Here is a 23,917-nt window from a genome sequence, read left to right on the forward strand (position 1 = left end):
GGCCAACCTCACATGTGTCCGACTTCGTCGGGCAGTTCGTAGAAGCTGGCATGGCGGTAGACCTTGTCGTCCGCCGGGGCGAACAGCGGGTCTTTCTCGTCCGGGGAAGAGGCGGTGATCAGTGCCGAGGGCACCACCCACAGGCTGACGCCTTCGCTGCGGCGGGTGTACAGCTCGCGGGCGTTTTCGATGGCCATGGCGGCATCGGCGGCGTGCACGCTGCCGACATGCTTGTGGTTAAGGCCGTGCTTGCTGCGCACGAACACTTCGTAGAGGGTCCAGACAGACATTTTCGATCTCCGCATCAATCGCCGCTCAGGCGGCGTTCTTGTTCTGTTGCTTGCGCGCGTAGGCCACGGCGGCCTCGCGCACCCAGGCACCGTCCTCGATGGCCTTGCGTCGGGTGGCGACACGTTCCTGGTTGCATGGGCCATTGCCCTTGATCACTTCGTAGAACTCGTCCCACTGGATTTCGCCGAAGTCGTAATGGCCGCGCTCGGCATTCCACTTCAGCTCGGGGTCGGGGGCGGTGCAGCCGAGCAGCTCGAGCTGCGGCACGGTCTGGTCGATGAAGCGCTGGCGCAGTTCATCGTTGGTCTGGCGCTTGATCTTCCAGGCCATGGACTGGGCGCTGTTGGGGGAGTGCTCGTCGCTGGGGCCGAACATCATCAGTGCCGGCCACCACAGGCGGTTGATCGCGTCCTGGACCATGTCGCGCTGGGCCTGGGTACCGTGGCGCATCATGGTCAGAAGGATTTCGTAGCCTTGGCGCTGGTGGAAGCTCTCTTCTTTGCAGATGCGGATCATCGCGCGCGAATACGGGCCGTAGGAGGTGCGCTGCAGCACCACCTGGTTGACGATGGCGGCGCCGTCCACCAGCCAGCCCACTGCGCCCATGTCGGCCCAGCTGAGGGTGGGGTAGTTGAAGATGCTCGAGTACTTGGCCTTGCCGCTGTGCAGCTTGGCGATTTCTTCGTCACGGTCGGCGCCCAGGGTTTCCATGGCGCTGTACAGGTACAGACCGTGGCCGGCTTCGTCCTGGATCTTGGCCATCAGCTGCAGCTTGCGCTTGAGGCTGGGGGCACGGGTGACCCAGTTGCCTTCTGGCAGCATACCGACGATTTCCGAGTGGGCGTGCTGGGAGATCTGCCGGATCAGGGTCTGGCGGTAGGCCTCGGGCATCCAGTTCTTGGCTTCGATCTTGATTTCGGCGTCGATCTTTTCCTGGAAGTTGCGCTCCTCGGGCGACATCTCTTCCAGCGACTTGACGCGCTTGACTCCGGTTTCCACTAGCTGTGCGTACATGTGTTCCGACTCCTGCTAAGGCATGAGTCATTTGTAAGCGATACAAAACATAACGTCAAACGGTTTTATGTGTATCGAATAAGATTTGTGTATCACTTTGCGGGCCAAGAGGGCTGCTGTGCAGCCCTTTCGCCGGCAAGCCAGCTCCCAAAGGAGAGCGGTTGCCCTGGAGATGGACGCTGCCCCTGTGGGAACTGGCTTGCCGGCGAAAGGGGCGCAAAGCGCCCCCAGCAATCTCCCAGGCAAAAAAAAGCCCCGGACGATGCCGGGGCCGAAAAGGCAGCCGAATGAATCAGCTGGCCAACCGTTTGTCGAACACGTGGCAGGCCTTGCCCTCGGAACGCTTGAGCGTGCCGCAGGGCTGCAGGCGCACCTGGGTGCTGATGCCGATATAGGTCTTGATCTGCTTGGTCAGCTCCCCGGTCAACAGCTTGCGCTGGCCTTCATCAAGGTGCTGGCACTCCGCACGCAGTTCCACATGCACCTCGACACTGTCGAGATTGCCATTGCGATACAGATGAATCTCATAAAGCTCGGAAAGCTGTTTTATTTTTAGCACCTGTTCCTCGATCTGGGTCGGGAACACGTTGACCCCGCGAATGATCAGCATGTCATCGCTGCGGCCGGTGATCTTGCCGATCCGCCGCATGGGCCTGGCGGTACCGGGCAGCAGGCGAGTGAGGTCGCGGGTGCGGTAGCGCACCATGGGCAGCGCTTCCTTGCTCAGCGAGGTGAACACCAGTTCGCCCAGTTGGCCGTCCGGTAGCACCGCACCGGTGACCGGGTCGATGATCTCGGGGTAGAAATGGTCCTCCCAGATGGTCGGGCCATCCTTGGTTTCGAGGCACTCCATCGCCACACCAGGTCCCATGATTTCCGACAGGCCATAAATGTCGAGGGCATCGATGCCCAGCCTTTGCTCGATCGAGCGGCGCAGCTCGTCGGTCCACGGCTCGGCGCCGAATATGCCCAGGCGCAGCTTGAGGTCTTGCGGGTCGATGCCCTGGCGCTCGATCTCGTCGGCCAGGTTGAGCATGTAGGAGGGGGTGACCATGATGATGTCGGGCTGGAAGTCGCGAATCAGCTGCACCTGCTTCTCGGTCTGGCCACCGGACATGGGGATCACCGTGCAGCCCAGGCGCTCGGCACCGTAATGCGCGCCAAGCCCGCCGGTGAACAGGCCGTAGCCGTAGGAGACATGCACCTTGTCCCCCTTGCGCCCACCCGCGGCACGGATCGAGCGGGCGACCACATTGGCCCAGGTGTCGATGTCGTTCTGGGTGTAGCCCACCACCGTCGGCTTGCCGGTGGTGCCACTGGAGGCGTGCAGGCGCACCACCTCTTGCTGGGGCACGGCGAACATGCCGTAGGGGTAGTTGTCGCGCAGGTCGTTCTTGCCGGTGAAGGGGAACTTCGCCAGGTCTTCCAGGCACTTGAGGTCGTCGGGGTGGGCACCGCACTCGGCAAAGCGCTGGCGGTACAGCGGTACGTTGTCGTAGGCGTGCTGCAGGCTCCAGCGCAGGCGCTCCAGCTGGTGCTGGCGCAGGGCGTCGACACTGGCGGTTTCCATCGGGTCCAGCAGGGCACGATCGGCATCATGGTACATGTTCATGGCTTCACTCGAATTGTTCTTGTACGCCGCGCGGTACCGGTTGCAGGCCGCGTGGTGAGTGTCATGGAAGCAGCATATACGGCTGCGTTCGGTTCGGTAACAAGCCGATGGTCTGAGCCGCTCAGAGGCGTTCGATGACCATCGCGATGCCTTGGCCAACGCCGATGCACATGGTGCACAGGGCGTAGCGTCCGGCGGTTTCTTCCAGCTCGTGCAACGCGGTGGTGACCAGGCGTGCACCGCTCATGCCCAACGGGTGGCCAAGGGCGATGGCACCGCCGTTGCGGTTGACCCGCGCGTCGTCGTCGGCCAGGCCGAGCTCGCGCAGTACCGCGAGGCCCTGGGCGGCAAAGGCCTCGTTGAGCTCGATGACGTCCATGTCGGCCAGCGACAACCCGGTAAGCTCCAGCACCTTGCGGGTAGCCGGTACCGGGCCGATGCCCATCAGCCGTGGTTCGACCCCGGCCACCGCCATGCCGACGATGCGGCCGCGAGCCTTCAGGCCATGGCGGCGAGCGGCGGCGCTACTGGCGAGCAGCAGGGCGCAAGCGCCATCATTGACCCCGGAAGCATTGCCAGCGGTGACGCTACCGCCCTCACGGAACGGGGTACCCAGCCTGGCCAGTTGCTCGAGGGTGGTGTCGCCGCGGGGATGTTCGTCGTGCTCGACCACTTTGGCCGGGCCTTTGCGTTGCGGGATCTCGACCGGCACGATTTCCCGTGCCAGGCGCCCGCGTGCCTGGGCGGCAGCGGCCTTGTGCTGGCTACGCAGGGCAAAGGCGTCCTGGTCGGCGCGGGAAATAGCAAACTGCTGCGCAACGTTCTCGGCCGTTTCCGGCATCGAGTCGGTGCCGAAGGCCGCCTTCATCAGTGGGTTGACGAAACGCCAGCCGATGGTGGTGTCGAACAGTTCGGCCGCACGGCCGAACGCCTGCTCCGCCTTGCCCATGACGAACGGCGCGCGTGACATCGACTCCACGCCGCCGGCCAGCATCAGCCCGGCTTCGCCGCAGCGCAGGGCGCGGGCCGCATTGCCGATGGCGTCCAGGCCGGAGCCACACAGGCGGTTGATGGTGGTGCCCGGCACTTCGATCGGCAGCCCGGCCAGCAAGCTGGCCATGTGCGCGACGTTGCGGTTGTCCTCGCCAGCCTGGTTAGCGCAGCCGAGGATGACGTCGTCGATGGCTTTCCAGTCCAGTTCGGGGTGGCGCTGGATCAGGGCCTTGAGCGGGATGGCAGCCAGGTCATCGGCGCGCACGCCGCTCAAGGCGCCGGCATATCGGCCGATGGGGGTGCGCACGGCGTCGATGATCAAGGCATCGGCTTGAGTGTGTTCAGTCATCTTGCGTCTCCTGCGCCAGCACGGTGCCGCGCACTTTGTAGGATTTGCCATGGAACATCGCCACCAGCTCACCGCGCTGGTTCTCGATGCGGACGTGGTACAGGCCGGTGCGGCCCTTGCGGCTGACCTCGCTGGCGCGAGCGGTAAGCACGTCATCGCGCAGCGCCGGGGCCAGATAGTCGATGCTGCAGCCCAGAGCGACGGTGGCCTGGTCGTGACTGTTGCAGGCGAAGGCAAACGCCGAATCGGCCAGGGCGAACAGGAAACCGCCATGGCAAGTGCCATGCCCCTGGATCATGTCAGCGCGTACCGGCATGCGCAGGCATGCCTGGCCAGGGCCGGCTTCCAGCAAGCGGATGCCCAGGCCCTGGGTGGCCTGGTCGCGGGCGTACATGGCCTGGGCACAGGCTTGTGCCAGTTCGACTTCAGTCATGCAGGGTGCCTCCTTTGGCTTCGCAGCGGCGTAACAGCAGGGAAGGGCGGTAGCGGCTCTCGCCGTAGCTGCGCTGCAGGTTGTCGAGCACGCGCAGGGTGTGGGGGATGCCGAGGTTCGCGGCCCAGGCCAGCGGGCCGCAGGGGTAGTTGACGCCGGCGCGCATGGCCAGATCGATGTCGGCGGCGCTGCCGACACCTTGCAGCACGGCATCGGCGGCCTCGTTGGCGAGCATCGCCACGGTACGCAGCACCACCAGGCCGGGCAGGTCGGCGACCGCCGTTACCTTCAGACCGGCACGCCGCAGCAAGGCCACCGCCTGGTCGCGAGCGTTGTCGCTGGTGTCGGCCGACCAGCTGATGGCGAGGCGGGTGGCGGTGGTGTAGTCCAGGGCCAGGTCGACCAGTACCAGGTTGCGCAGGCCGTCTTCCCGGGCGCGCTGGCTGGCCAGGCGGCCATCGGACAGCGCCAGGGTGGCATCGCCCACCTGGATCAGACCGCTGCCGGCGCGTTGGGTCACGGCGACGCCGCTTTGGCGCAGGCGTTCGGCCAGAGGCTGCATCACCCCCAGGTCGCCTTCGACGACGCAGGCATCGACTATGGCGGGGCTATGCAGTTCGGCTGGCTGCGGGCGTTCGGCGCCTTCGGCATAGCTATAGAAGCCTTGGCCGGTCTTGCGCCCGAGGCGGCCCGCGTCCACCAGTTCTTTTTGCACCAGCGAAGGCTGGAAGCGGAAGTCGCCATAGAACGCATCGAAGACCGAACAGGTAACGGCGTAATTGACATCGTGGCCGATCAGGTCGGTGAGTTCGAATGCGCCCATGCGGAAACCACCGGCATCACGCAGCAGCGCATCGAGGCTGGCGCAATCGGCTGCGCCTTCCTGCAGCAGGCGCAGGCTTTCGGCGTAGAACGGCCGCGCCACGCGGTTGACGATGAAGCCCGGCGTGGAGCGCGTGTGCACCGGCTGCTTGCCCCAGGCCTGGGCGGTGGCATGAATGCACGCGGCAACAGCCGGGGCGGTGGCCAGGCCCGAGACCACTTCGACCAGGGCCATCAGCGGCGCCGGGTTGAAGAAGTGCATGCCAACCACCTGGTGCGGGCGTTGCAGCCCGGCGGCGAGGCTGGTGATGGACAGCGACGAAGTGTTGCTGGCGAGGATGCAGTCGGTGGCGCACAAGGCTTCCAGCTGGCTGAACAGCGCCTGCTTGACCTGCAGGTTCTCGACAATGGCCTCGATCACCAGGCGAGCATCGGCCAGGGCTTCGAGGGCGTCTACCGGGCACAGCCGGGCGCTTATGGCTTCCCGTTCGGTAGCCTGCATCTTGCCTTTTTCCACCAGGCGGGCAAGTTGCCGGTCTATGCCGGCCACCGCCTGGGCGGCAGCGCCCGGGCGGTTGTCGTAGAGCTTTACCGGGTGGCCGGCCTGGGCCGCAACCTGGGCGATGCCTGCGCCCATGGCGCCTGCACCTATCACCGCCACCTGGGTATTGCTTGCGAGTACGCTCATGATCAACGCCCCTTGAATGCCGGCGTGCGCTTGTTCATGAAGGCACTCACGCCTTCGCGATAGTCCTCGCTGCGCCCGGCCAGGCGCTGCAGGTCGCGCTCCAGCTCCAGCTGTTCATCGAAACCGTTGTCGAAGCTGGCGTTCAGGCTGCGCTTGATCAGGGCCAGGCCGTAAGTGGGCTGGGTGGCGAGCTGGCGGGCGAGGGTGAGGGCTTCGTCGCGCAGCGCGGCATCGTCCACCACGCGGTGGATCAGCCCCCATTGCTGAGCCTGTTCGGCGCCCAGGCGCTCGCCCAGCATGGCCAGAGCCTTGGCCCGTGCCATGCCGACCAGGCGCGGCAGCAGCCAGGTGCCGCCGGAGTCGGGTACCAGGCCGATCTTGCAGAAGGCCTGGATGAAACTGGCCGAGCGGCTGGCCAGCACCAGGTCGCAGGCCAGCGGGATGTTGGCACCGGCGCCTGCAGCCACGCCGTTCACCGCACAGATCACCGGCAGCGGCAGGTCGCGCAGGGTGCGCACCAGCGGGTTGTAGAACTTGTCGATCGATTCGCCCAGGTCCGGCATCTCGGCGCCCGGGGCGACGTTGCGATCGGACAGGTCCTGGCCGGCGCAGAAACCCCGGCCTTCGGCAGTCAGCAACAACACCCGGGCTTCGCTGCTCTGGCGTACTTGCTTGAGCGCCTCGCGCACTTCCAGGTGCATGGCGGTATTGAAGCTGTTCAGCTGCTCGGGGCGATTCAACGAGAGGAGGGCGACGCCGTCCTCGATGGAAAACAGGATGTGCTGGAAAGTCATGACAGGCTCGCTCCGTCAGTCGAGGGAAAGATGATCAGCGGCCCTGGAAGCGGGCCTGGCGTTTTTCCTGGAAGGCACGGATACCTTCGTCGCGGTCGGCGGTGCCGGCCAGCAAGGTGAAGGCATGGCGTTCGAAACGCAGGCCGCTGGCCAGGTCGGTATCGCCGGCTTTGAGCAATGCTTCCTTGGCCAGACGCACTGCCAGCGGGGCCTTGGCGGCGATGCTGCGGGCGATGTGCAGGGCGCGTTCTACGGTGAGTTCCGGCTGGGTGATTTCGCTGACCAATCCGGCCTGCAAGGCATGACGGGCGGTGATGGCTTCGCCCGTCAGCACCATTTGCATGGCCAGCGGCTTGCCTACTGCCCGTAGCAGGCGCTGGGTGCCACCGGCACCGGGGATGATGCCGAGGTTGATTTCCGGCTGGCCGAAACGGGCGTCGCTGCCGGCGATGACGATGTCGGCACACATCACCAGTTCGCAGCCGCCACCCAGGGCGTAGCCGTTGACGGCGGCGATCAGTGGCTTGGCGAAGGCGGCGATGCTTTGCCAGTGGGCCACCCGGGGGTCGTTGAGGATGCCGACCAGGTCGCGCTCGGCCATCTCGCGGATATCGGCGCCTGCGGCGAATGCCTTGCGGCTGCCGGTGATGACCACCGCGCGGGTCTGTTCGTCTTGCCCGGCCGCTTCCAGCGCTGCGGCCAGCTCTGCCAGTAGCTCGGTGCACAGGGCGTTGAGCGCCTCGGGCCGTTGCAGGGTAATGAGCTGGACGCCGTGTTCAGGCGCCTGCACATCGAGATATCGCGGCATGTCGGGTTCCTCTGGCTGCACGCACGGCACATCGTGGGGCCGGCATTTCTTGGAATTGTTTGCAGAGGCGTGATGCGGGGATCACGTCCAGGTGGAACCAGTATATGCATTATGCGATACAACAATGCAACATCAAAAATTGTTTCATGTATCTCTTTTTGTGGGGGTGACACCTGCCTCAGCAAAGGGTTTTATGATGTTGAATCGCTTCATCACCTTATAATTAACGATTAACGCTGAATTTAATGGAGCTCAATGACCCCAGCAAAAGTGATACACGACCATGGCGATTGACGCATCACAAGATTGTGATACAAGATCAAGGCGCATTTGAAATCATTTCAGGAGCTTTGCCATGCCTTGCTATCGACTGGACGGCCTGACGCCCGTGGTTCATCCGACAGCCTACGTGCACCCCAGCGCCGTGCTGATTGGTGATGTCATCGTCGGCCCTCGTTGCTACGTCGGCCCACTGGCGTCACTAAGGGGGGATTTCGGCCGTATCGTGCTGGAGGAGGGTGCCAACCTGCAGGACACCTGCGTGATGCATGGTTTCCCGGGTGGCGATACGGTGGTCGAACGCAACGGGCATGTCGGGCATGGCGCCATGCTGCACGGCTGTCGCGTGGGCGAAGACGCCCTGATCGGCATGAACGCGGTGGTGATGGATGGTGCCCATGTGGCACCGCGCTGCATCGTTGGGGCCACGGCATTCGTCAAGGCGGGTTTCGAATGTGCGGCACAAAGCCTGGTGATGGGCTCGCCAGCTCAGGTCAAGCGCCCACTGACCGAACAGGAACTGGCCTGGAAGCAACGTGGCACGGCGGAGTATCAGCACCTGGCGCAACGCTGCATGAACAGCATGGTCGAATGCCCACCACTGACCGAGGTCGAGCCCGAGCGCCCACGCATGGAAGACACTGGCGTCAGGCCCAAAGGCCAGGCATCGGCATGAGCCTGGCAGCGTCACGCAATGGTCAGGCGGCCCGCCGCGCAGGTATAGTCGGTGCTTTAACCGCGCACAGTTCGCCCATGAGCAATCTCGCCCCACTGAACAACCTGATCACCCGCTTCCAGGAACAGACGCCGATCCGCGCCAGTTCCCTGATCATCACTTTGTACGGCGACGCCATCGAGCCCCACGGCGGAACCGTCTGGCTGGGTAGCCTGATCAACCTGCTGGAGCCGATCGGCATCAACGAGCGCCTGATCCGCACATCGATCTTCCGCCTTACCAAGGAAGGCTGGCTCACTGCCGAAAAGGTTGGCCGCCGCAGCTACTACAGCCTGACAGGTACCGGCCGCCGGCGTTTCGAGAAGGCCTTCAAGCGGGTCTACAGCCCCAGCCAGCCAGCCTGGGACGGTGCCTGGACACTGGTTTTGCTCTCGCAACTGGAGGCCGGCAAGCGCAAGGCTTTGCGTGAAGAATTGGAGTGGCAGGGCTTCGGGACCATGGCGCCGAACCTGCTGGGCTGCCCACGGGCAGACCGCGCCGACCTGGCCGCCACCTTGCGTGACCTGGAGGCGAGCGACGACAGCATCGTCTTCGAAACCCACACCCAGGAAGTGCTGGCATCCAAGGCCATGCGTGCCCAGGTGCGGGAAAGCTGGCGTATCGACGAACTGGGGCAGCAGTACAGCGAGTTCATCCAGCTGTTCAGGCCGCTATGGCAAGGTTTGAAAGAGCAGCAACAACTTGATGCGCAGGATTGCTTCCTGGCGCGTACGCTGCTGATTCACGAATACCGCCGGCTGCTGCTGCGCGACCCGCAACTGCCGGACGAGCTGCTGCCTGGGGATTGGGAGGGAAGGGCCGCGCGACAGTTGTGCCGTAACCTCTATCGGCTGGTGTTTGCCAAGGCGGAAGAATGGCTGAACGCAGCGCTGGAGACGGCTGATGGGCCTTTGCCGGATGTGAATGAAGGCTTTTACAGGCGTTTTGGCGGGCTGATTTGAAAAAAAATAATGTCAACCATAGTGAGCCTTCCTCTCAGGAGAGGACCTGGATATGGCCTGTGATGCGACCAGTTCGGTGCGGATGCTCAGGTAGGTGGGTGCTTTAATATAACTACTCTAAATGAATATTTAGCATAGTTATAATTTATTTGCATATTAGCCGCAAACGTAGTGTTCCGCAGGGTGCTGTCCCGGTATCGTCAGTAGTCGCATGCCAGTCAGTCCGCGGCTGAAACCGCTCCCATAGTTATCGTGTGAACCTGAAGCTTGCGTTGTACTTTTGGGAGGGCTCACCGTGAAGAAGCCGGCGCGGCGCCGCTCCCACAGGTACCGCGTTAACCTCAAGCTTGCGTTCTACATGCAGGTGCAGGGCTTTCCCGCGAAGAAGCCAACAGACGGTCGCTACTTCATGATCAAGGCAAACTTTGGCCTGCAGCAGGCCGGCGTTATCTGATGAACAACGTGAACGGTTGGTGCGCGACTGGATTCAGGGAGCTGAACGATAAGGCCGATCATGTGAACTGATCGCCGTAGCCTGCAATCCATACACGAGGCATGGAATGAGGATGCGCACGCGTTGCGTTCCAAATGGCAGCGGATGGAAATGGGATGGGCAAGGCTGAACAGTAAGTGCGGTGATGCCGAAAGCTCCTGGCCTGCGCGCAAATCTGAAAGCACATGGCTGGCCTGACGCTTGAGGTGCGAAGGTCTGATTTCGTTTTTGCATCGCAGGCACCACGGACAGAGGTACCGGATTGACGACCGCGCTGGTGGGCCAGCGATCGATCAGAGCGGGAAGATCAAATCGACCAGGAAGCTTTCCCTGGTCCCAAAGTGCCTCACTCGTGGTCTGGTGACCAAATATAGACTAGCGCATAATGAGTATTATGTTAAATGACGTGTTTGGAAGTGCCCGTCCGTATTCTGTCCCCATCTGAGGCTATCGCTATTTGTTCTCAAAAGGTTGAAACTTCCGATTACTGTCATAACTGGAAGTCTATTGTCTTCAAAATTCTGGCTGGTATTCCATGGCGCGCGCACCCACACCCTGTTCGAAACCTACGATAACTTCATCGAGCAAGACTTTAGTTTGCTGGGCTCATCACTCGCCTGCGTCGCTTCCTTTTTGAATGAGTGTCAAGCGGCTTTGGAAGCTGATCGTGGCTACGCTGCGGTGCGTGCATTCCTGCGCGCATTTTCCGACAACGCGCAGACGTTCAACTCGTACCGCAGTCATACGGAGCGCTTGTTGCTGTGGGCACTGCTGGTCCAAAGGAAACCGCTGAACCAGCTCAAGCGCCAGGATGCGCAAGATTATCTGGATTTCTGTCGAAACCCGCCGGCTGACTGGGTGGGTCCGGTGACCCGCAGCCGCTTCCTGAATAACCCGGCAGCGATGGATGCTCGTGATGGCTGGATCCCTAATCCGAAATGGCATCCTTTCAACATTAAGTCTCGCAAGGCGACGGCCACAGAATCTCGCAGTGCCCAGCACTATCAAGCGGCGAATGGCACGTTAAACCAAGTGTTTACCGTCTGCAGCCGGTTCTATGAATTTCTCATTGAAGACGGCTTCGCCCAAACGAATCCGTTTCGCCTCCTCAAGAAAGGCAACCGATTTTCTACGCAAGAACTTGAAGTTGCTTCTTCGCGGGCACTCACGCCCCTGCAATGGGACTTTGTCCTGGATACTGTTGAGGAGATGGCGAACACCTAGCCGGAACGGCATGAACGAACCTTGTTTATTGTTGCCACGCTGTTCGCCATGTACCTGCGGGTTTCAGATCTCGCCGGCCGAAAGAATTGGAAACCCACCATGGGTGACTTTCGCTTAGATGATGAAGGCAACTGGTGGTACTTCGCGGTGGGTAAAGGCAACAAGGCGGCCAAGATTGCCGTGCGGGATATATACGTAGAGCGTTATTTAAAACGCTATCGGCGATTCCTGGGGCTCCCCGACTTACCTCATCCAGGAGATAGTACGCCGCTGATCAAAACGCTCAAGGGTCGAGCAGGCTTGTCTGATCGGCAAATCCGCGCCCTCCTCCAAGCTGTGTTTGATAAAGCCGTGGACAAGATGCGCAGCGAAGGTCGTGCTCACACCGCGTTTCTCCGCGCAGGCGCCCCGCCAACTGTTCCCACCATTGGTCGAGTAACGCACCGACCCGCGCCGGGCTACCGCGCCCCAACTCCAAGCGTACCCGTTCCACCGTCGGCCGCTCACCGCGGGCCAGGACCGTGTCCGCGGCGGCAAACACGTCGTTTTCTGGTACGCCTACTGCCATGCCCTACCCTCCACCCATTTAGATCTGATAACTAAATCTTATCCGACCTTATTGGCTGAGAAATTGTTTTATAATACGTTCAACGTACTAAATTATACATATCTGGTGGTTATGGCGACGAAAGTCACCGAATCCATCGGAAGCCTTTGCCCCACGGAAGCCTTTCGCCCGAATAGGCGTGCGTTTGTGCCACTCCTGCAGCTCAATTAGGAGAGCACCCTCGCCTTTTGATTTGCCGTCTCGATTCTGTTGTAGGCGGATCATTAAATGCCGTGCGCTGGTGTCAACGGTTGCTGGGTGGTTCATAGTCGTCCGCTTGGCGTGCACGAGGATGGGATGCCGGTTGGAGTCTTCTGACGGCGACGGGTTGCTGCGGACTCTGGCGTACAGCACGCTTAGTCAATACCCGGCTGACTGGGCCAAGTTGCACGCGATCGACGGCTCGGGTGGCCATGAGGATTAGAGGGCGATGAAGCGATTCGCCCCGGGTCGATTGCTGTCAGTAGAAGGCATGTGAGCGTAGGATGGAGGCTCCCCCATCAGGCCGCTCCTTATGTATAAATTCTTACGGACAACCGCCCGTGCGCCAGCTATTGGGGACTCCACTTCATGCTTCTTGCTCGCTGAATTTAATCCCCAACGGCCCTTTGTATCTCCATAATCTATCAGTTCCGCCCCGCCCCATATGAATCTTAAAGAACTCAAATGATGTATTTTTGATTCGGTTGCCGCACAATGGTCAGATTCAGGTAATCGAGAATCTTCCATGCACCTTTCAGCCACCGACGAACGTCTGCTCAAGGCACTCGCCGCAGCAATTGTTATCCACCCCAGAGCCACGCTGAAAGAGTTGGCGGAAACGGCCGGTGTCAGCAAGGCGACCCTGCATCGCTTCTGCGGTACTAGAGACAATCTGGTCAGCTTGCTGGAAGGTTACGGCGAGCAAGTTCTGCGTCAAGTGATCGCCGATGCCGATCTGAAAAGCAGTGAACCGCTTGCGGCATTGCGACGTTTGATCACCGAGCATTTCAAGCACCGCGAAATGATGGTGTTCCTGCTCTTCCAATACCGCCCGGACACCTTTGACGGCAGTGAGGCCAACCAGGGTTGGCGAGCCTACGCCGACGCGCTGGACGACTATTTCCTACGTGGTCAGCAAGCCGGTTTTTTCCGCATCGATATCAGCGCTGCAGTATTTACCGAGATGTTTCTTAGCCTGGTCTACGGAATTGTCGATGCCGAACGCCGCGGTCGCGCGGCCAGTGCAACATCTGCGTTGACGCTCGAGAATCTTTTCCTCAATGGCGCCGTGGCGGCATCTCGCTAGTTTATGCCCGGATAAAAAAATGCCCCTGATCGCTCAGGGGCAAAAGCGGTTGGCCAGACCAACCAAAGGATCGATGGGCTATCCCCGCGCAGGCCAGCCACCACCGAGGGCGCGGAACAGGTCGACAAGCGATTTTTGCCGCTCGATACTCGCCTCGATAGCGGCCGCTTCGTTCAGGTAGGTGTTGCGCTGCGCATCCAGGTACCGCAGATGGCTGTCCACGCCACCCTCGTAGCGAGCCTTCGCCAGTGCCAGGCTCGCCCGGCTGGTGTCGGCCAACGCTTTGCGTGCGATCTCCTCACGCCGCAAGGTATCACTGGCGGCCAGTGCATCGGCCACTTCCCGGAAGGCGGTCTGGATCGTGCCTTCGTAAGCTGCAACCGCCGAGTCCTTGCGCGCCTCGGCCAGGCTCAGGGCAGCCTTGTTACGCCCGGCGTCGAACAGCGGCAATGTCAGTTGCGGCATGAAGCCCCAACTGCGCGAGCCACCCTCGAATAGCCCGGACATCTGCGCGCTGGAGGTACCGAAGCTGCCGGTCAGGCTGATCCGCGGAAAGAACGCCGCCCGTGCCGCGCCGATATCAGCGTTACGCGCCCGCAGCCGGTGCTCGGCGGCAAGAATGTCCGGACGCCGCTCGATCAGTGCCGACGGTGCACCCGGGGCGATGTCCTGCAACACCATCGGCGCCTTAGGCCGTTGGGCAGGGATTACCTTGGCCGCGCTGGCGTTACCGAGCAGCAGCACCAGAGCGTTGTAAGCCTGCTGCTGTTCGCGCAGGATGGACTCCAGCTCTGCCCGCGACTGCTCGACCAGCCCCAGTGCCTCCTGATGGTCCAGCGCCGTCGCGGTGCCTACGGTGCGGCGCTGGCCGACCAGGGCGAGGGAGTCTTCGCGGCTGCCAAGGGTCTTCCGGGTCAGCGCCAGGCGTCGCTCGGCGCCATCGAGGGTCAGATAGGCCTGGCTGACCTCGGCGATCAGGGCAATATGTGCAGCCCGGCTGACTTCCTCGGTTGCCAGATACTGCTCAAGCGCTGCGTCGCTCAGGCTTTTCACGCGGCCGAACAAGTCGATTTCGTACTCCGGCAGCGACAGCCCTACCTGATAAGTGCTGTTGACGCCTTCACGGCCATCGCTGGAAAGGTCCGACGGTAAATGCTGGCGATTGCCCGAAGCGCCGGCGTTCAGCCCTGGCATGCGGTCGGCACGCCGAATGCCATATAGCGCACGGGCCTGCTCGATATCGAGCAAGGCCTGGCGCAGGGAACGGTTGTTGCCCAGTGCGCTGCCGACCAGCTGGCGCAGCGTAGGGTCAACAATGAACGCCTGCCAGTCCAACTGCGCCACGGCCTGGCCCTGCTGCCCGGTGGCATTGCCCCATTGCGCCGGCACCGGTGCCTCGGGGCGCTGGTAGGTCGGGGCCAGCGAGCAGCCGACCAGGGCACAGGCCAGCGCGAATGGAATTGCAAGATTACCCATGACCATTACTTCACCACCTCGACAGCGTGTTGCATGTGGGCCGGCTTGCGCTTGAGCAGCTTGAGCACCCAGACGAAACAGATCGGCACGAACACCACGCCCAGCAAGGTTGCGCTGAGCATGCCACCAATCACTCCGGTACCAATGGCGCGCTGGCTGGCCGCGCCAGCGCCGGTGGCGATGGCCAGCGGCACCACGCCGAGGATGAAGGCCATGGAGGTCATCACGATCGGGCGGAAGCGCAGGCGCGCGGCCTCGATGGCGGCGTCGCTCAAGCTGTAGCCCTTCTCCCATAGTTCCTTGGCGAACTCGACGATCAGGATCGCGTTCTTCGCCGCCAGGCCGATGATGGTGATCAGGCCAACCTTGAAATACACGTCGTTGGGCAGACCGGTGAGCAGTACCGCCCACACCGCGCCCAGCGCACCAATCGGCACGATCAGCATCACCGTCAGCGGGATCGCCCAGCTCTCGTAGAGCGCTACCAGCAGCAGGAACACCACCAGGATGGCCAAGGCGAACAGGCCGGCGGCCTGGCCGCTGGACACCTTCTCCTGGTACGACAGGCCGGTCCAGGCGTAGCCGATCCCCGGCGGCAGCTCACTGACCAGGCGCTCCATCTCGGCCATGGCCTGGCCGGTACTGTGGCCCGGCGACGCGTCGCCAGCGATGCGGATCGACGGGTAGCCGTTGTAGCGCACCAGTTGCACCGGCCCTTCTTCCCACCGGGTGGTGACGAAGGCACTGAACGGCACTTGCTCGCCTTGGGCGTTCGGCGCATACAGGTGCAGCACGCTCTCCGGGGTCATGCGTGCGCCCTGCTCGGCCTGCACCACCACGCGCTGCTGGCGCCCGGCGTTGCTGAAGTCGTTGATCACCGCAGAACCAAAGGCGGTGGCCAGGGTGTTGTTGATCGACTCGAAGTTCACGCCCAGGGCGCGGGCCTTCTCGCGGTCGATCTGCACGCGCAACTGCGGCGCCTCGGCCAGGCCTTCCATCATTGCGTAGAGGATCACCGGGTTGTCATTGGCGCGGGCCAGCAGTTGATCGCGGGCGGCCAGCAATGCCTCGCGCCCAAGGCCGCCACGGTCCATCAGGCGCAGGGCGAAACCACCGGAGTTGCCCAGGCCGTCGATTGGCGGCGGCATGACCGCGGTGATGGCACCGTCGCCGTTGGCAACGAACTGCTCATTGACCACGGCAGTTTCAGCTGCTGCGGATTGCTCCTCGCCACGTAACGACCAGTCTTTGTAGGTCGGGAAAGCCAGCGCGGCATTCTCGCCCTGGCCCGAGAAGCTGAAACCAGTCACGACAATAGTGTTGGCGACAGCCTCTCGGGACATCAGGAAAGCTTCCAGTGTCTCGGCAGTGTGATCAGTACGCACCCGGCTGGCGCCCGGCGGCAACTGCACGTCGACGATGCCGTAGCCCAGATCCTCGGCGGGGACAAAAGCCTCAGGTACTCGTACATAGGAGTAACCGAGGACCACCAGGATGCCCACGTAGGCCAGCATCCAACGCCCGGCACTCGCCACCAGGGCACTGTTCATTACCGAGTAACGTTCTGTCATGCGGGCGAATGTGCGGTTGAAAGCACCAAAGAAACCGCCCTTTTCATGATGCCCATGTGCTACCGGCTTGAGCAGCGTGGCGCACAACGCGGGGGTGAAGGTCAGGGCCAGGAAGCCAGAGAACAGGATCGATACCGCCAGCGACACCGAGAACTGCTGATAGATCACCCCCACCGAGCCGGACATGAACGCCAGCGGCAGAAACACCGCTGCCAGCACCATGGTGATACCGATGATCGCTCCGGACACCTGCCCCATCGCCTTGATGGTTGCGTCTACCGGCGACAACCCTTCCTCGGCCATCAGGCGCTCTACGTTCTCCACAACCACGATGGCGTCGTCCACCAGGATGCCGATAGCCAGCACCATGCCGAACATGGTCATCATGTTCACCGAGAAACCGAGCAGTTTCATGATCATCAGCGTGCCGAGCAGGCACACCGGCACCACGATCGACGGGATCAGGGTATAGCGCACGTTCTGCAGGAACAGGAACATCACAAGGAACACCAGCACCATGGCTTCGATCAAGGTGTGGATCACCTTCTCGATGGCCACGTCGACGAAGCGCGAGGTGTCGTAGGGCACCGAATACTCGACGCCCTCGGGGAAGAACTGCGCAAGTTCCGCCAGGCGTTCCTTGACCAGCGTCGCGGTCTGGATGGCGTTGGCCCCAGGGGCCAGTTGCACTGCAGCTACCACTGCGGGTTTACCATCCAGGCGCGCTGACAGGTTGTAGTTCTCGCTACCGATGGCCATGCGTGCGACATCACCCAGGCGCACGCTGGAACCGTCCGGGTTGGCACGCAGAACGATACCGGCGAACGCTTCGGGGGTTTCCAGGGTGCCTTGCACGGCCAAGGTCGCGGTCAGTTCCTGCTCGCTGGCGCCCGGCGTGCTGCCGAAGCTGCCAGCAGGTACCTGGACGTTCTGACCTCGGATGGCATTGCTGATGTCGTCGATGGAAAGGCCGTAGCCCACCAGTTTCTGCGGGTCGACCCAGACGCGCATGGCCGCTTCGGAGGCGAAGAACTGCAGCTTGCCCACGCCGGGTACGCGCAGCAGTTCGTTATTGATGTTACGCGCCGCATAGTCTGCCAACGCCGTTACGTTGTCGCGCCCACCTGTCGCACTGGTCAGGGCATACATCAGCAGGAAGCCCGAACTTGCCTGCTCCACCTTCAGCCCCTGGGTCAGCACAGCCTGGGGCATACGCGCCTCGGCCTTCTTCAGGCGGTTCTGCACATCGACCTGGGCCATGTCCGGCAGCGTACCGGGTTCAAAAGTCACCATCACCTCGGCGACACCGTTGGAGTTGTTGGTGGACTCGTAGTACAGCAGGCCCTTCGCGCCGTTGAGCGACTCCTCGATGATGCTGGTCACCGATTCCACTAGCACCTTGGCGGAAGCCCCCGGGTAGGTGGCGGTGATGGAAATCTGTGGCGGCGCAACGCTGGGATACTGGGCCACCGGCAGCGCCGGGATCACCAGCAGGCCGGCCAGGGAAATGAACAGCGCCACGACCCAGGCAAAATTCGGCCGATTGATGAAGAACTTGGACATCTCGCTAACCTCGTCTTAGTGCGCCGCGGCCTGTTGCGCCTGAGCCGGCGCCACGGGCATGCCAGGGGCCAATCCGGCCGGGCTGCCGACAATGACCTGGTCACCGGCACGCAGGCCTTCGCTGATTTGCCAGCGCGAGCCTTGCATCACGCCGGTACGCACGCTGCGCACCTCGGCCAGGTTGTCGGATCCCACCACCATCACCCGTGCCATGCCGTCGCTGCCACGCTGCACCGCCCGTTGCGGCACCAGGATGGCCTGCTGGTCGGTGCCCTGTGGGGTGCGCACACGCACATACATGCCTGGCAGGAGGATTCCGTCGCGGTTGTCGAAGCGCCCGCGCAAGGTGACCTGGCCCGTGCCGCGGTCAACCGCGACATCAGTGAACATCAGTGCGCCTTCGCGCTGGTAGCCGGTGCCTTCGACCTGGGCGCTCAGGACCTTATCTTCGCCGCCTGTCAGGGCACCTTCCGTGAGCGCCTGACGCAGACGCAGGGCATCGGCGGCAGACTGTGTGAAGTCGACGTAGATCGGATCGAGCTGCTGGATGCGTGCCATCAACGTGGCGTCGCCCTGCCCGACCAGCGCACCTTCGGTGGTCAGGGCACGCCCGATGCGGCCGGAAATGGGCGCGGTTACCGTGGCGTAGCCAAGGTTCAGGCGTGCGGACTGCACGTCGGCCTGTGCCGTACGCACAGCGGCCTGGGCACTGCGCAGTTCGGCGGTGGCACTATCGAAATCTTGCTGACTGACAGCTTCGATCTTGACTAGGGGCTCGTAGCGCTTGACCCGCGCCTGAGCCTCTTGCTGTACCGCCTGAGCACGCGCCAGGTCGCCTTCGGCGCGCGCCAGGGCCACCTTGAATGGCTCAGGGTCGATCTGGAACAGCACGTCGCCGGCCTTGACATCGGCACCTTCTTCAAAACGCTTGTGCAAGACGATACCGGCCACACGGGCACGCACCTCGGCTACGCGCATCGGCTCGACCCGGCCAGGCAGCGTCGAGGCGAGCGCCAACTGTTCGGTCGTCACCGTCACGGTCTCCACGGGCATAACCGCTGCAGAGGCGGCCTGTGGCTCCTCACCCGCTCCGCAACCGGCCAACGCCACCGCAACAGCTAGCAGCCCACCCATCCCTATCGTATGTATCTTGCCCATCATTCACCACAGCCTTGATTGAAAACGACCCGGATGATATCTTCGAATCACTAATGAGTCAATTATGTCTCATTAGAATCAAAAAAGAACATGCATCATCTGATCGCGGCCGTGCCACGTTGCACCGCCTCTCGGCATTGGTCGCGAGTTGATCACCGGCTTTCCTCCAAGGCGCAGCGAGCCGCCTACAGAGCACTGCAAACACAACAGAGGTATTGGATGAAAAACCTGTTTAGAGGCGATGTCGTCACCATCAAAAGCGGTGGCCCGCGGATGACCATCACGAACATCAGGCAACAGCGTTCCATCTCCGGCTTTCCCGCAACGGCATTTGCGCTATGTCAGTGGTTCGAAAATGACGCCTTCATGGAGAAATGGTTTGACACCATCGTTCTGCAAGCCGCCAAAGAAGCACCAGGTGGCACCACGCGATAAAGCGACGCGGAACTGGCAACGGCCCGTAGAAAACGATAACCAAGGTTGAACCTTGGTTATCGATGTTATCGGCGCCGGTATCTTCGGGTCTGGATGCCAGCTCGTTCAAATGGCCATTTCGCCGACCCTAGTTGTGCTCTTGCGACACCTCTGGATGTTCCGCGTGTCGAGGTTGAACATTTCGATGTTCCCATTGCAGCAAAAGCGACAAGGCACTGGGTAGAACGGTCAACGTAATGATCGTGGCAACGGCAAGCCCGCCGATGACCGAAAAAGCCATGGGCCCCCAGAAAATCTGAGGCGCGATTGGAATCATCCCAAGAATTGCCGCACACGCCGTCAACACAATGGGGCGCGCCCGGTGAATGGCGGCATGCGTGATAGCCTCACGCGGCGACTGGCCGGTACTGATGTTGATATCCACTTCTTCGATCAGGATAACGGCATTGCGGACGATCATACCGACAAGTGCAATTACACCAAGCTGTGCGACGAACCCCATAGGTGTCCCGGTCGGCAACATCGCCATGACCACACCGATCAAGCCGAACGGCGCCATCGCCAGCGCCAGGAACATCCGCGAGAAACTACGCAACTGCACCATCAACAGCACGCACATCACCAACGCCGTAATAGGCAGAACAGCAGCCAGTGACGCACTGCCTTTGGCAGCCTCCTCGACTGCTCCGCCTGTCGCGATGTTGTAGCCCTTGGGTAGCAGCGCAGCAAAATCCGCTACCGCTGGCGCCAGTGCCTGCACAACTGTTGCAGCCTCGAGCCCTTCGCGAACATCCCCTTGAACAGTGATCAAAGGAAGACGCTGCCTTCTCCAGATGATCGGGTCTTCGACGCCATAGCTGAGGACAGCAATCTGGCTCAAGGGAATGGTATGGCCTTGAGGTGTACGTATCTGCAGGTTCGCAAGGGTCGCAAGGTCGGTCCGTTCACCGCTTTGCGCCCGTACGATCACGTCCACAAGACGGTCCTTGTCACGCACACTGGTCACCGCAGAACCAGAGAAAATCGTCGCCAAGGCACTGGCAACGTCCTCTGAAGACAGGCCCAATGCTCGTGCCTGGGTCTGGTCAACCTTGACCAGGACACTTCTTTGCGGCTCGCCTGATAGAAGGTGGACCTCACGGGTGTCGGAGTTGGCAGATAAAATGTTGGCCAGGCGCGACGCCAAATCACGGACCGTGGCCTGATCCGGGCCGGTGACACGGTACTTCAACGGCCAGCCCACCGGCGGGCCCAACTCAAGCGGAGTCGCGCGCGCGATGAGGCCGGAAAACTCTGTTTTGAAACTCTCAGCCAGGCGTGCCTGCAGGGCATCCCGTTCTTTGACCCCTTTGGCGATCACGACAGTTTGAGTGATGTTCTCGTTCTGCAGCAAAACTTCCATGGGCAGATAGAAACGGATAGCCCCAGAGCCGATATAGGTTGAAAAACGCTCGACAGCAGGGTCAGCTTTAAGCAACTTCTCGAGCTTTGCCGCTTCGCGCTCCGTCGCATCCAGGGAAGCATTTTGCGGCAGCGTCAGGCTTACCAGCAGCTCTGGCCTGTCCGAGGGCGGAAAGAACTGCTGCTCAAGATAAGATGCAGCGCCGAGGGAGGCGACAAAAGCCGTGACTGCAGCGCCGAGCGTTATTGCGCGATGCTGCAGAACCCAGCCCAAGGTCCGCCGGTAGGCGCCCATGAGTTTACCTCCGCCATGCTCATGGTGCGGCAGAGCCTTAGGTAGAATCAGGGTGCCAAGCAAGGGTGAAAACAGAACCGCTACCACCCAGGATGCTGATAATGAAATCAATACCACCATGAACATCGAGTAGCAGTATTCGCCGGCACTTGAAGCCGCGAAGCCAACTGGAATGAATCCGGCAATCATGACGAGCGTGCCCGTCAACATTGGAAACGCTGTTGACTCGTAGGCAAAGCTCGCCGCCCGCGACAGGTTCCAGCCTTCTTCCAGTTTCCCGACCATGGCCTCGACGGTGATCATCGCGTCATCGACAAGCAGCCCCAACGCAATAATCAACGCGCCCAAAGAGATTCGCTGAAGACCGATACCCATGATCTCCATCCCGATGAACGTCAGCGCCAACACGAACGGGATCGAAATACTCACAACCAGGCCGGCACGCACACCGAGTGACAGAAACGACACTGCCAGGACGATCGCAACTGCCTCAGCCAACACCGTCAAAAACCCGCTAACCGCCTGCTTCACGACAGTAGACTGGTCGGCTACCAGCGCCATTTCGATACCGTAGGGAAGGGTCGCTCCGACCTCATTCATACGGGCCCGCACCGCCTCTCCAAACTCCAGGAGATTGCCGCCTGCGGCCATCGAAACGGCAAGGCCGAGCGCTTTTTCGCCGTTCACCCGGAACAATGGCGCTGGCGGGTCGGCCGGGATTCTCCGGATATCGACAAGCTCGGTCAGTGGCACAAACCGGTTGTCAGCTCGCAACGTCAAACTGCGCAAACTTTCCTCGGAGGCAAACCCTCCGCTCACTCGCAGAGCGATCTTGTCATCAGGCAACCGTACCGTTCCGGAAGGAATGACAGCGTTTTGCGCCTTCAGCGCGTGCAGGATCGCCTCTTCGTCCAAGCCAAAAGCCGCAAGCCTGGCAGGCGAAAACTCCACGACGATCTGCTCCTCTTGCACACCGAGCAGTTGCACCTTGCCAATGCTGGGAAGGCGCAGTAGCTCCGCACGCACTCCCTCAAGGTAGTCACGCAGCTCCCGATCGGAAAAGCCTTCGCCGGTAAAGCCGAAAATCTGGCCATAGGTATCGCCAAACTCGTCGTCAAAAAATGGCCCTTGAACACCCGCCGGAAGCGTTGCGCCGATATCTGCCATTTTCTTGCGAACCTGGTACCACGCGTCAGGTACGATCCGCGACGGAGCATCATCACGCAGGTTGACCATGATGACGGTTTCGCCGGGACGCGTGTAGCTATCGAGTCGGTCGAGATAGGGTATCTCTTCCAGCTTCTTTTCCAGCCGATCAGTCAGCAGGTTCGTCGTGTCTTCAATGTTCGCGCCTGGCCAGCGCGCAGCCACCACCATGGTTTTGATGGTGAATGCAGGATCTTCGTTTCGGCTCAGGTTTTCATAGCTGCTCATTCCGCCCACGAGCGTAATGAGCATCAGGAAAAACATTAGAGGCTTTTGACCGATCGACCACGCCGAGAGGTTGAAGCCTGACTGCTCTTTATCGAGTTTTGGCTTCGATCTCATTTCGTCACCTGCTCTGCGTCATACGAGACTTTTTGCCCAAGTCTGAGTTTGCTCACCCCAGCGGTTACGACCGCCTCACCTTCCGTTAGCCCGGATTCGATGATCGTCTGGCCAGCCGTGTAGCGCGCAACTACGACTGGTTTGCGCACAAGTTCATGCGTGGTGGGCTGGACGACATATACAGCAGGCGTACCACCGTCACTGGTCAATGCAGAGGCTGGCAGGATGACCAGAGGCTTGCCACTCAAAACAAGGCGCCCGGTCACGGTAGCCCCAAGCGTCATAACAGGAGGCGCATCCGGTAAAGCAACACGAACCCGGTAAGTACGTGTTGCCACATCAGCAGTAGGGCTTGCATCGCGAATTGAGCCGATGACTTTGATCGACGGGTCAGATACGAGTGCCACTTCCACTTTCACATCGGACGGAACCGATGTGTAAAGCTGCTCGGACACGTTGAAGACTGCAACGCGGTCGTTTGTCGAGGACAGCTTGATCGCCAATTGCCCCGCATCGACGACTTGTCCTGCGTTCACAGCGACAGCGCTGACGATGGCTGCGTTTGGCGCACGCAGCTCCGTGTAGGAAAGCTTGTCGCGTGTCGTAAACAATCTGGTTTTCGCAACATTCAGTCTTGCGTTCGCGGCTCGCCAGTTTGCCTCGGCCTCTTCAACACGTACACGCGCGACGAACTGTTTGTCAAACAGCGTGCGTTGTTGGCTCAACTGAGACCTGGCAAGCTGCTCGGTCGCTTCGGCACTTGTCAATTCGGCTTCCGCGGCCCGCAGTTCATTTTGCACATCATTAGGTTCGAGCGTCGCCAGAACCTGCCCCTTGGCAACGCTCATTCCGACTTCCGCGGTTCGAGTGGCTACGCGCCCGCCGATGCGAAAGCCGAGATCGGTCACGACCTGAGCTTGTACCTCTCCCGTCTGGGCAACCTCCTCACCGATGGTGGCGGCCTTTACGATCTGGGTCCGAACGGCGCGTAGCGGTTCCTCTGAACGAACCTCCTCACGACACCCGACAAGCGCAAGGCCCAGACTGCCCAATAAACCGCATGCCAGTACCGACTTGAGCAGCGTCATGTCAAATGCC

The 23,917-nt window shown here is 61.4% G+C and carries 19 protein-coding genes and 1 pseudogene; 6 read left to right on the top strand and 14 right to left on the bottom strand.

Annotation, left to right across the window (positions count from 1 at the left end; all coding sequences use genetic code 11):
- Positions 1-8: 8 nt before the first annotated feature.
- From paaB to paaF, 8 genes are all read right to left on the bottom strand, one after another.
- Positions 9-290, bottom strand: coding sequence for a 1,2-phenylacetyl-CoA epoxidase subunit PaaB (paaB, locus tag IMX18_RS11230; RefSeq protein ID WP_013972614.1), 282 nt, complete (start codon positions 288-290; stop codon positions 9-11).
- 25 nt (positions 291-315) lie between these two features.
- Positions 316-1,305: a 1,2-phenylacetyl-CoA epoxidase subunit PaaA gene (paaA, locus tag IMX18_RS11235; protein ID WP_015270325.1), complete on the bottom strand. Its 990-nt coding sequence runs from the start codon at positions 1,303-1,305 to the stop codon at positions 316-318.
- 292 nt (positions 1,306-1,597) lie between these two features.
- Positions 1,598-2,917 (bottom strand): phenylacetate--CoA ligase PaaK, encoded by a 1,320-nt coding sequence (paaK, locus tag IMX18_RS11240; RefSeq protein WP_054573569.1) that lies wholly within the window; start codon positions 2,915-2,917, stop codon positions 1,598-1,600.
- 121 nt (positions 2,918-3,038) lie between these two features.
- On the bottom strand, positions 3,039-4,259 hold the full coding sequence (gene pcaF, locus IMX18_RS11245) for a 3-oxoadipyl-CoA thiolase (RefSeq protein ID WP_217190384.1): 1,221 nt from the start codon (positions 4,257-4,259) through the stop codon (positions 3,039-3,041).
- Positions 4,252-4,692 carry a hydroxyphenylacetyl-CoA thioesterase PaaI gene (paaI, locus tag IMX18_RS11250; RefSeq protein ID WP_054573571.1) on the bottom strand — a complete coding sequence of 147 codons (441 nt, stop codon included), beginning with the start codon at positions 4,690-4,692 and terminating at the stop codon, positions 4,252-4,254. Before paaI ends, pcaF begins: the two co-directional genes overlap by 8 nt.
- Positions 4,685-6,202, bottom strand: a complete 1,518-nt coding sequence (gene paaH / locus IMX18_RS11255; protein WP_217190386.1) for a 3-hydroxyacyl-CoA dehydrogenase PaaH — start codon at positions 6,200-6,202, stop codon at positions 4,685-4,687. The genes paaI and paaH overlap by 8 nt, the downstream gene beginning before the upstream one ends.
- A 2-nt stretch (positions 6,203-6,204) precedes the next feature.
- Entirely contained in the window at positions 6,205-6,996 is a 792-nt protein-coding gene (gene paaG / locus IMX18_RS11260) for a 2-(1,2-epoxy-1,2-dihydrophenyl)acetyl-CoA isomerase PaaG (RefSeq protein WP_217190388.1), read from the bottom strand.
- A gap of 34 nt (positions 6,997-7,030) precedes the next feature.
- Positions 7,031-7,804: a 2,3-dehydroadipyl-CoA hydratase PaaF gene (gene paaF, locus IMX18_RS11265; RefSeq protein ID WP_061551210.1), complete on the bottom strand. Its 774-nt coding sequence runs from the start codon at positions 7,802-7,804 to the stop codon at positions 7,031-7,033.
- 355 nt (positions 7,805-8,159) lie between these two features.
- On the opposite strand from paaF, the gene paaY reads away from it, so the two are divergent.
- The 4 genes from paaY to IMX18_RS11285 all read left to right on the top strand — a co-directional run bounded on the left by paaY (position 8,160) and on the right by IMX18_RS11285 (position 11,477).
- The gene (gene paaY / locus IMX18_RS11270; protein ID WP_191472727.1) at positions 8,160-8,759 is read left to right on the top strand and encodes a phenylacetic acid degradation protein PaaY; all 600 of its coding nucleotides are present in this window, start codon (positions 8,160-8,162) and stop codon (positions 8,757-8,759) included.
- 77 nt (positions 8,760-8,836) lie between these two features.
- Positions 8,837-9,760: a phenylacetic acid degradation operon negative regulatory protein PaaX gene (gene paaX, locus IMX18_RS11275; protein ID WP_174823994.1), complete on the top strand. Its 924-nt coding sequence runs from the start codon at positions 8,837-8,839 to the stop codon at positions 9,758-9,760.
- Between the two features lie 295 nt (positions 9,761-10,055).
- Positions 10,056-10,214, top strand: a complete 159-nt coding sequence (locus IMX18_RS11280; RefSeq protein ID WP_158239715.1) for a hypothetical protein — start codon at positions 10,056-10,058, stop codon at positions 10,212-10,214.
- Between the two features lie 546 nt (positions 10,215-10,760).
- On the top strand, positions 10,761-11,477 hold the full coding sequence (locus IMX18_RS11285; RefSeq protein WP_061302280.1) for a hypothetical protein: 717 nt from the start codon (positions 10,761-10,763) through the stop codon (positions 11,475-11,477).
- A 385-nt stretch (positions 11,478-11,862) separates the two neighbouring features.
- Here the strand turns inward: IMX18_RS11285 and IMX18_RS11290 are convergent.
- Positions 11,863-12,045 (bottom strand): annotated as a pseudogene (locus IMX18_RS11290) (DNA-binding protein); the annotation flags it as partial.
- A gap of 766 nt (positions 12,046-12,811) precedes the next feature.
- Here IMX18_RS11290 and IMX18_RS11295 point away from each other — a divergent pair.
- Entirely contained in the window at positions 12,812-13,372 is a 561-nt protein-coding gene (locus tag IMX18_RS11295) for a TetR/AcrR family transcriptional regulator (protein ID WP_217190389.1), read from the top strand.
- 78 nt (positions 13,373-13,450) lie between these two features.
- Here the strand turns inward: IMX18_RS11295 and IMX18_RS11300 are convergent, their stop codons facing one another.
- From IMX18_RS11300 to IMX18_RS11310, 3 genes are read right to left on the bottom strand one after another with little or no spacing between them, the layout of a single operon-like run.
- Positions 13,451-14,854: an efflux transporter outer membrane subunit gene (locus tag IMX18_RS11300; RefSeq protein WP_217190392.1), complete on the bottom strand. Its 1,404-nt coding sequence runs from the start codon at positions 14,852-14,854 to the stop codon at positions 13,451-13,453.
- Entirely contained in the window at positions 14,854-17,982 is a 3,129-nt protein-coding gene (locus IMX18_RS11305) for an efflux RND transporter permease subunit (protein WP_217190394.1), read from the bottom strand. Before IMX18_RS11305 ends, IMX18_RS11300 begins: the two co-directional genes overlap by 1 nt.
- A gap of 15 nt (positions 17,983-17,997) precedes the next feature.
- Positions 17,998-19,140 carry a MexC family multidrug efflux RND transporter periplasmic adaptor subunit gene (locus tag IMX18_RS11310; protein ID WP_217190467.1) on the bottom strand — a complete coding sequence of 381 codons (1,143 nt, stop codon included), beginning with the start codon at positions 19,138-19,140 and terminating at the stop codon, positions 17,998-18,000.
- 219 nt (positions 19,141-19,359) lie between these two features.
- On the opposite strand from IMX18_RS11310, the gene IMX18_RS11315 reads away from it, so the two are divergent.
- Complete coding sequence (locus tag IMX18_RS11315; RefSeq protein WP_061302283.1) at positions 19,360-19,575, top strand: YodC family protein; 216 nt, start codon at positions 19,360-19,362, stop codon at positions 19,573-19,575.
- A 127-nt stretch (positions 19,576-19,702) separates the two neighbouring features.
- On the opposite strand, the gene IMX18_RS11320 is transcribed toward IMX18_RS11315, so the two are convergent.
- Positions 19,703-22,819, bottom strand: a complete 3,117-nt coding sequence (locus tag IMX18_RS11320; protein WP_217190396.1) for an efflux RND transporter permease subunit — start codon at positions 22,817-22,819, stop codon at positions 19,703-19,705.
- A complete protein-coding gene (locus IMX18_RS11325) occupies positions 22,816-23,907 on the bottom strand; it encodes an efflux RND transporter periplasmic adaptor subunit (RefSeq protein WP_225903932.1) in 1,092 nt (363 codons plus the stop codon). The genes IMX18_RS11320 and IMX18_RS11325 overlap by 4 nt, the downstream gene beginning before the upstream one ends.
- Between the last annotated feature and the right edge of the window lie 10 nt (positions 23,908-23,917).

The organism is Pseudomonas shirazica (assembly GCF_015168335.1).
GTDB lineage: Bacteria > Pseudomonadota > Gammaproteobacteria > Pseudomonadales > Pseudomonadaceae > Aquipseudomonas > Aquipseudomonas asiatica.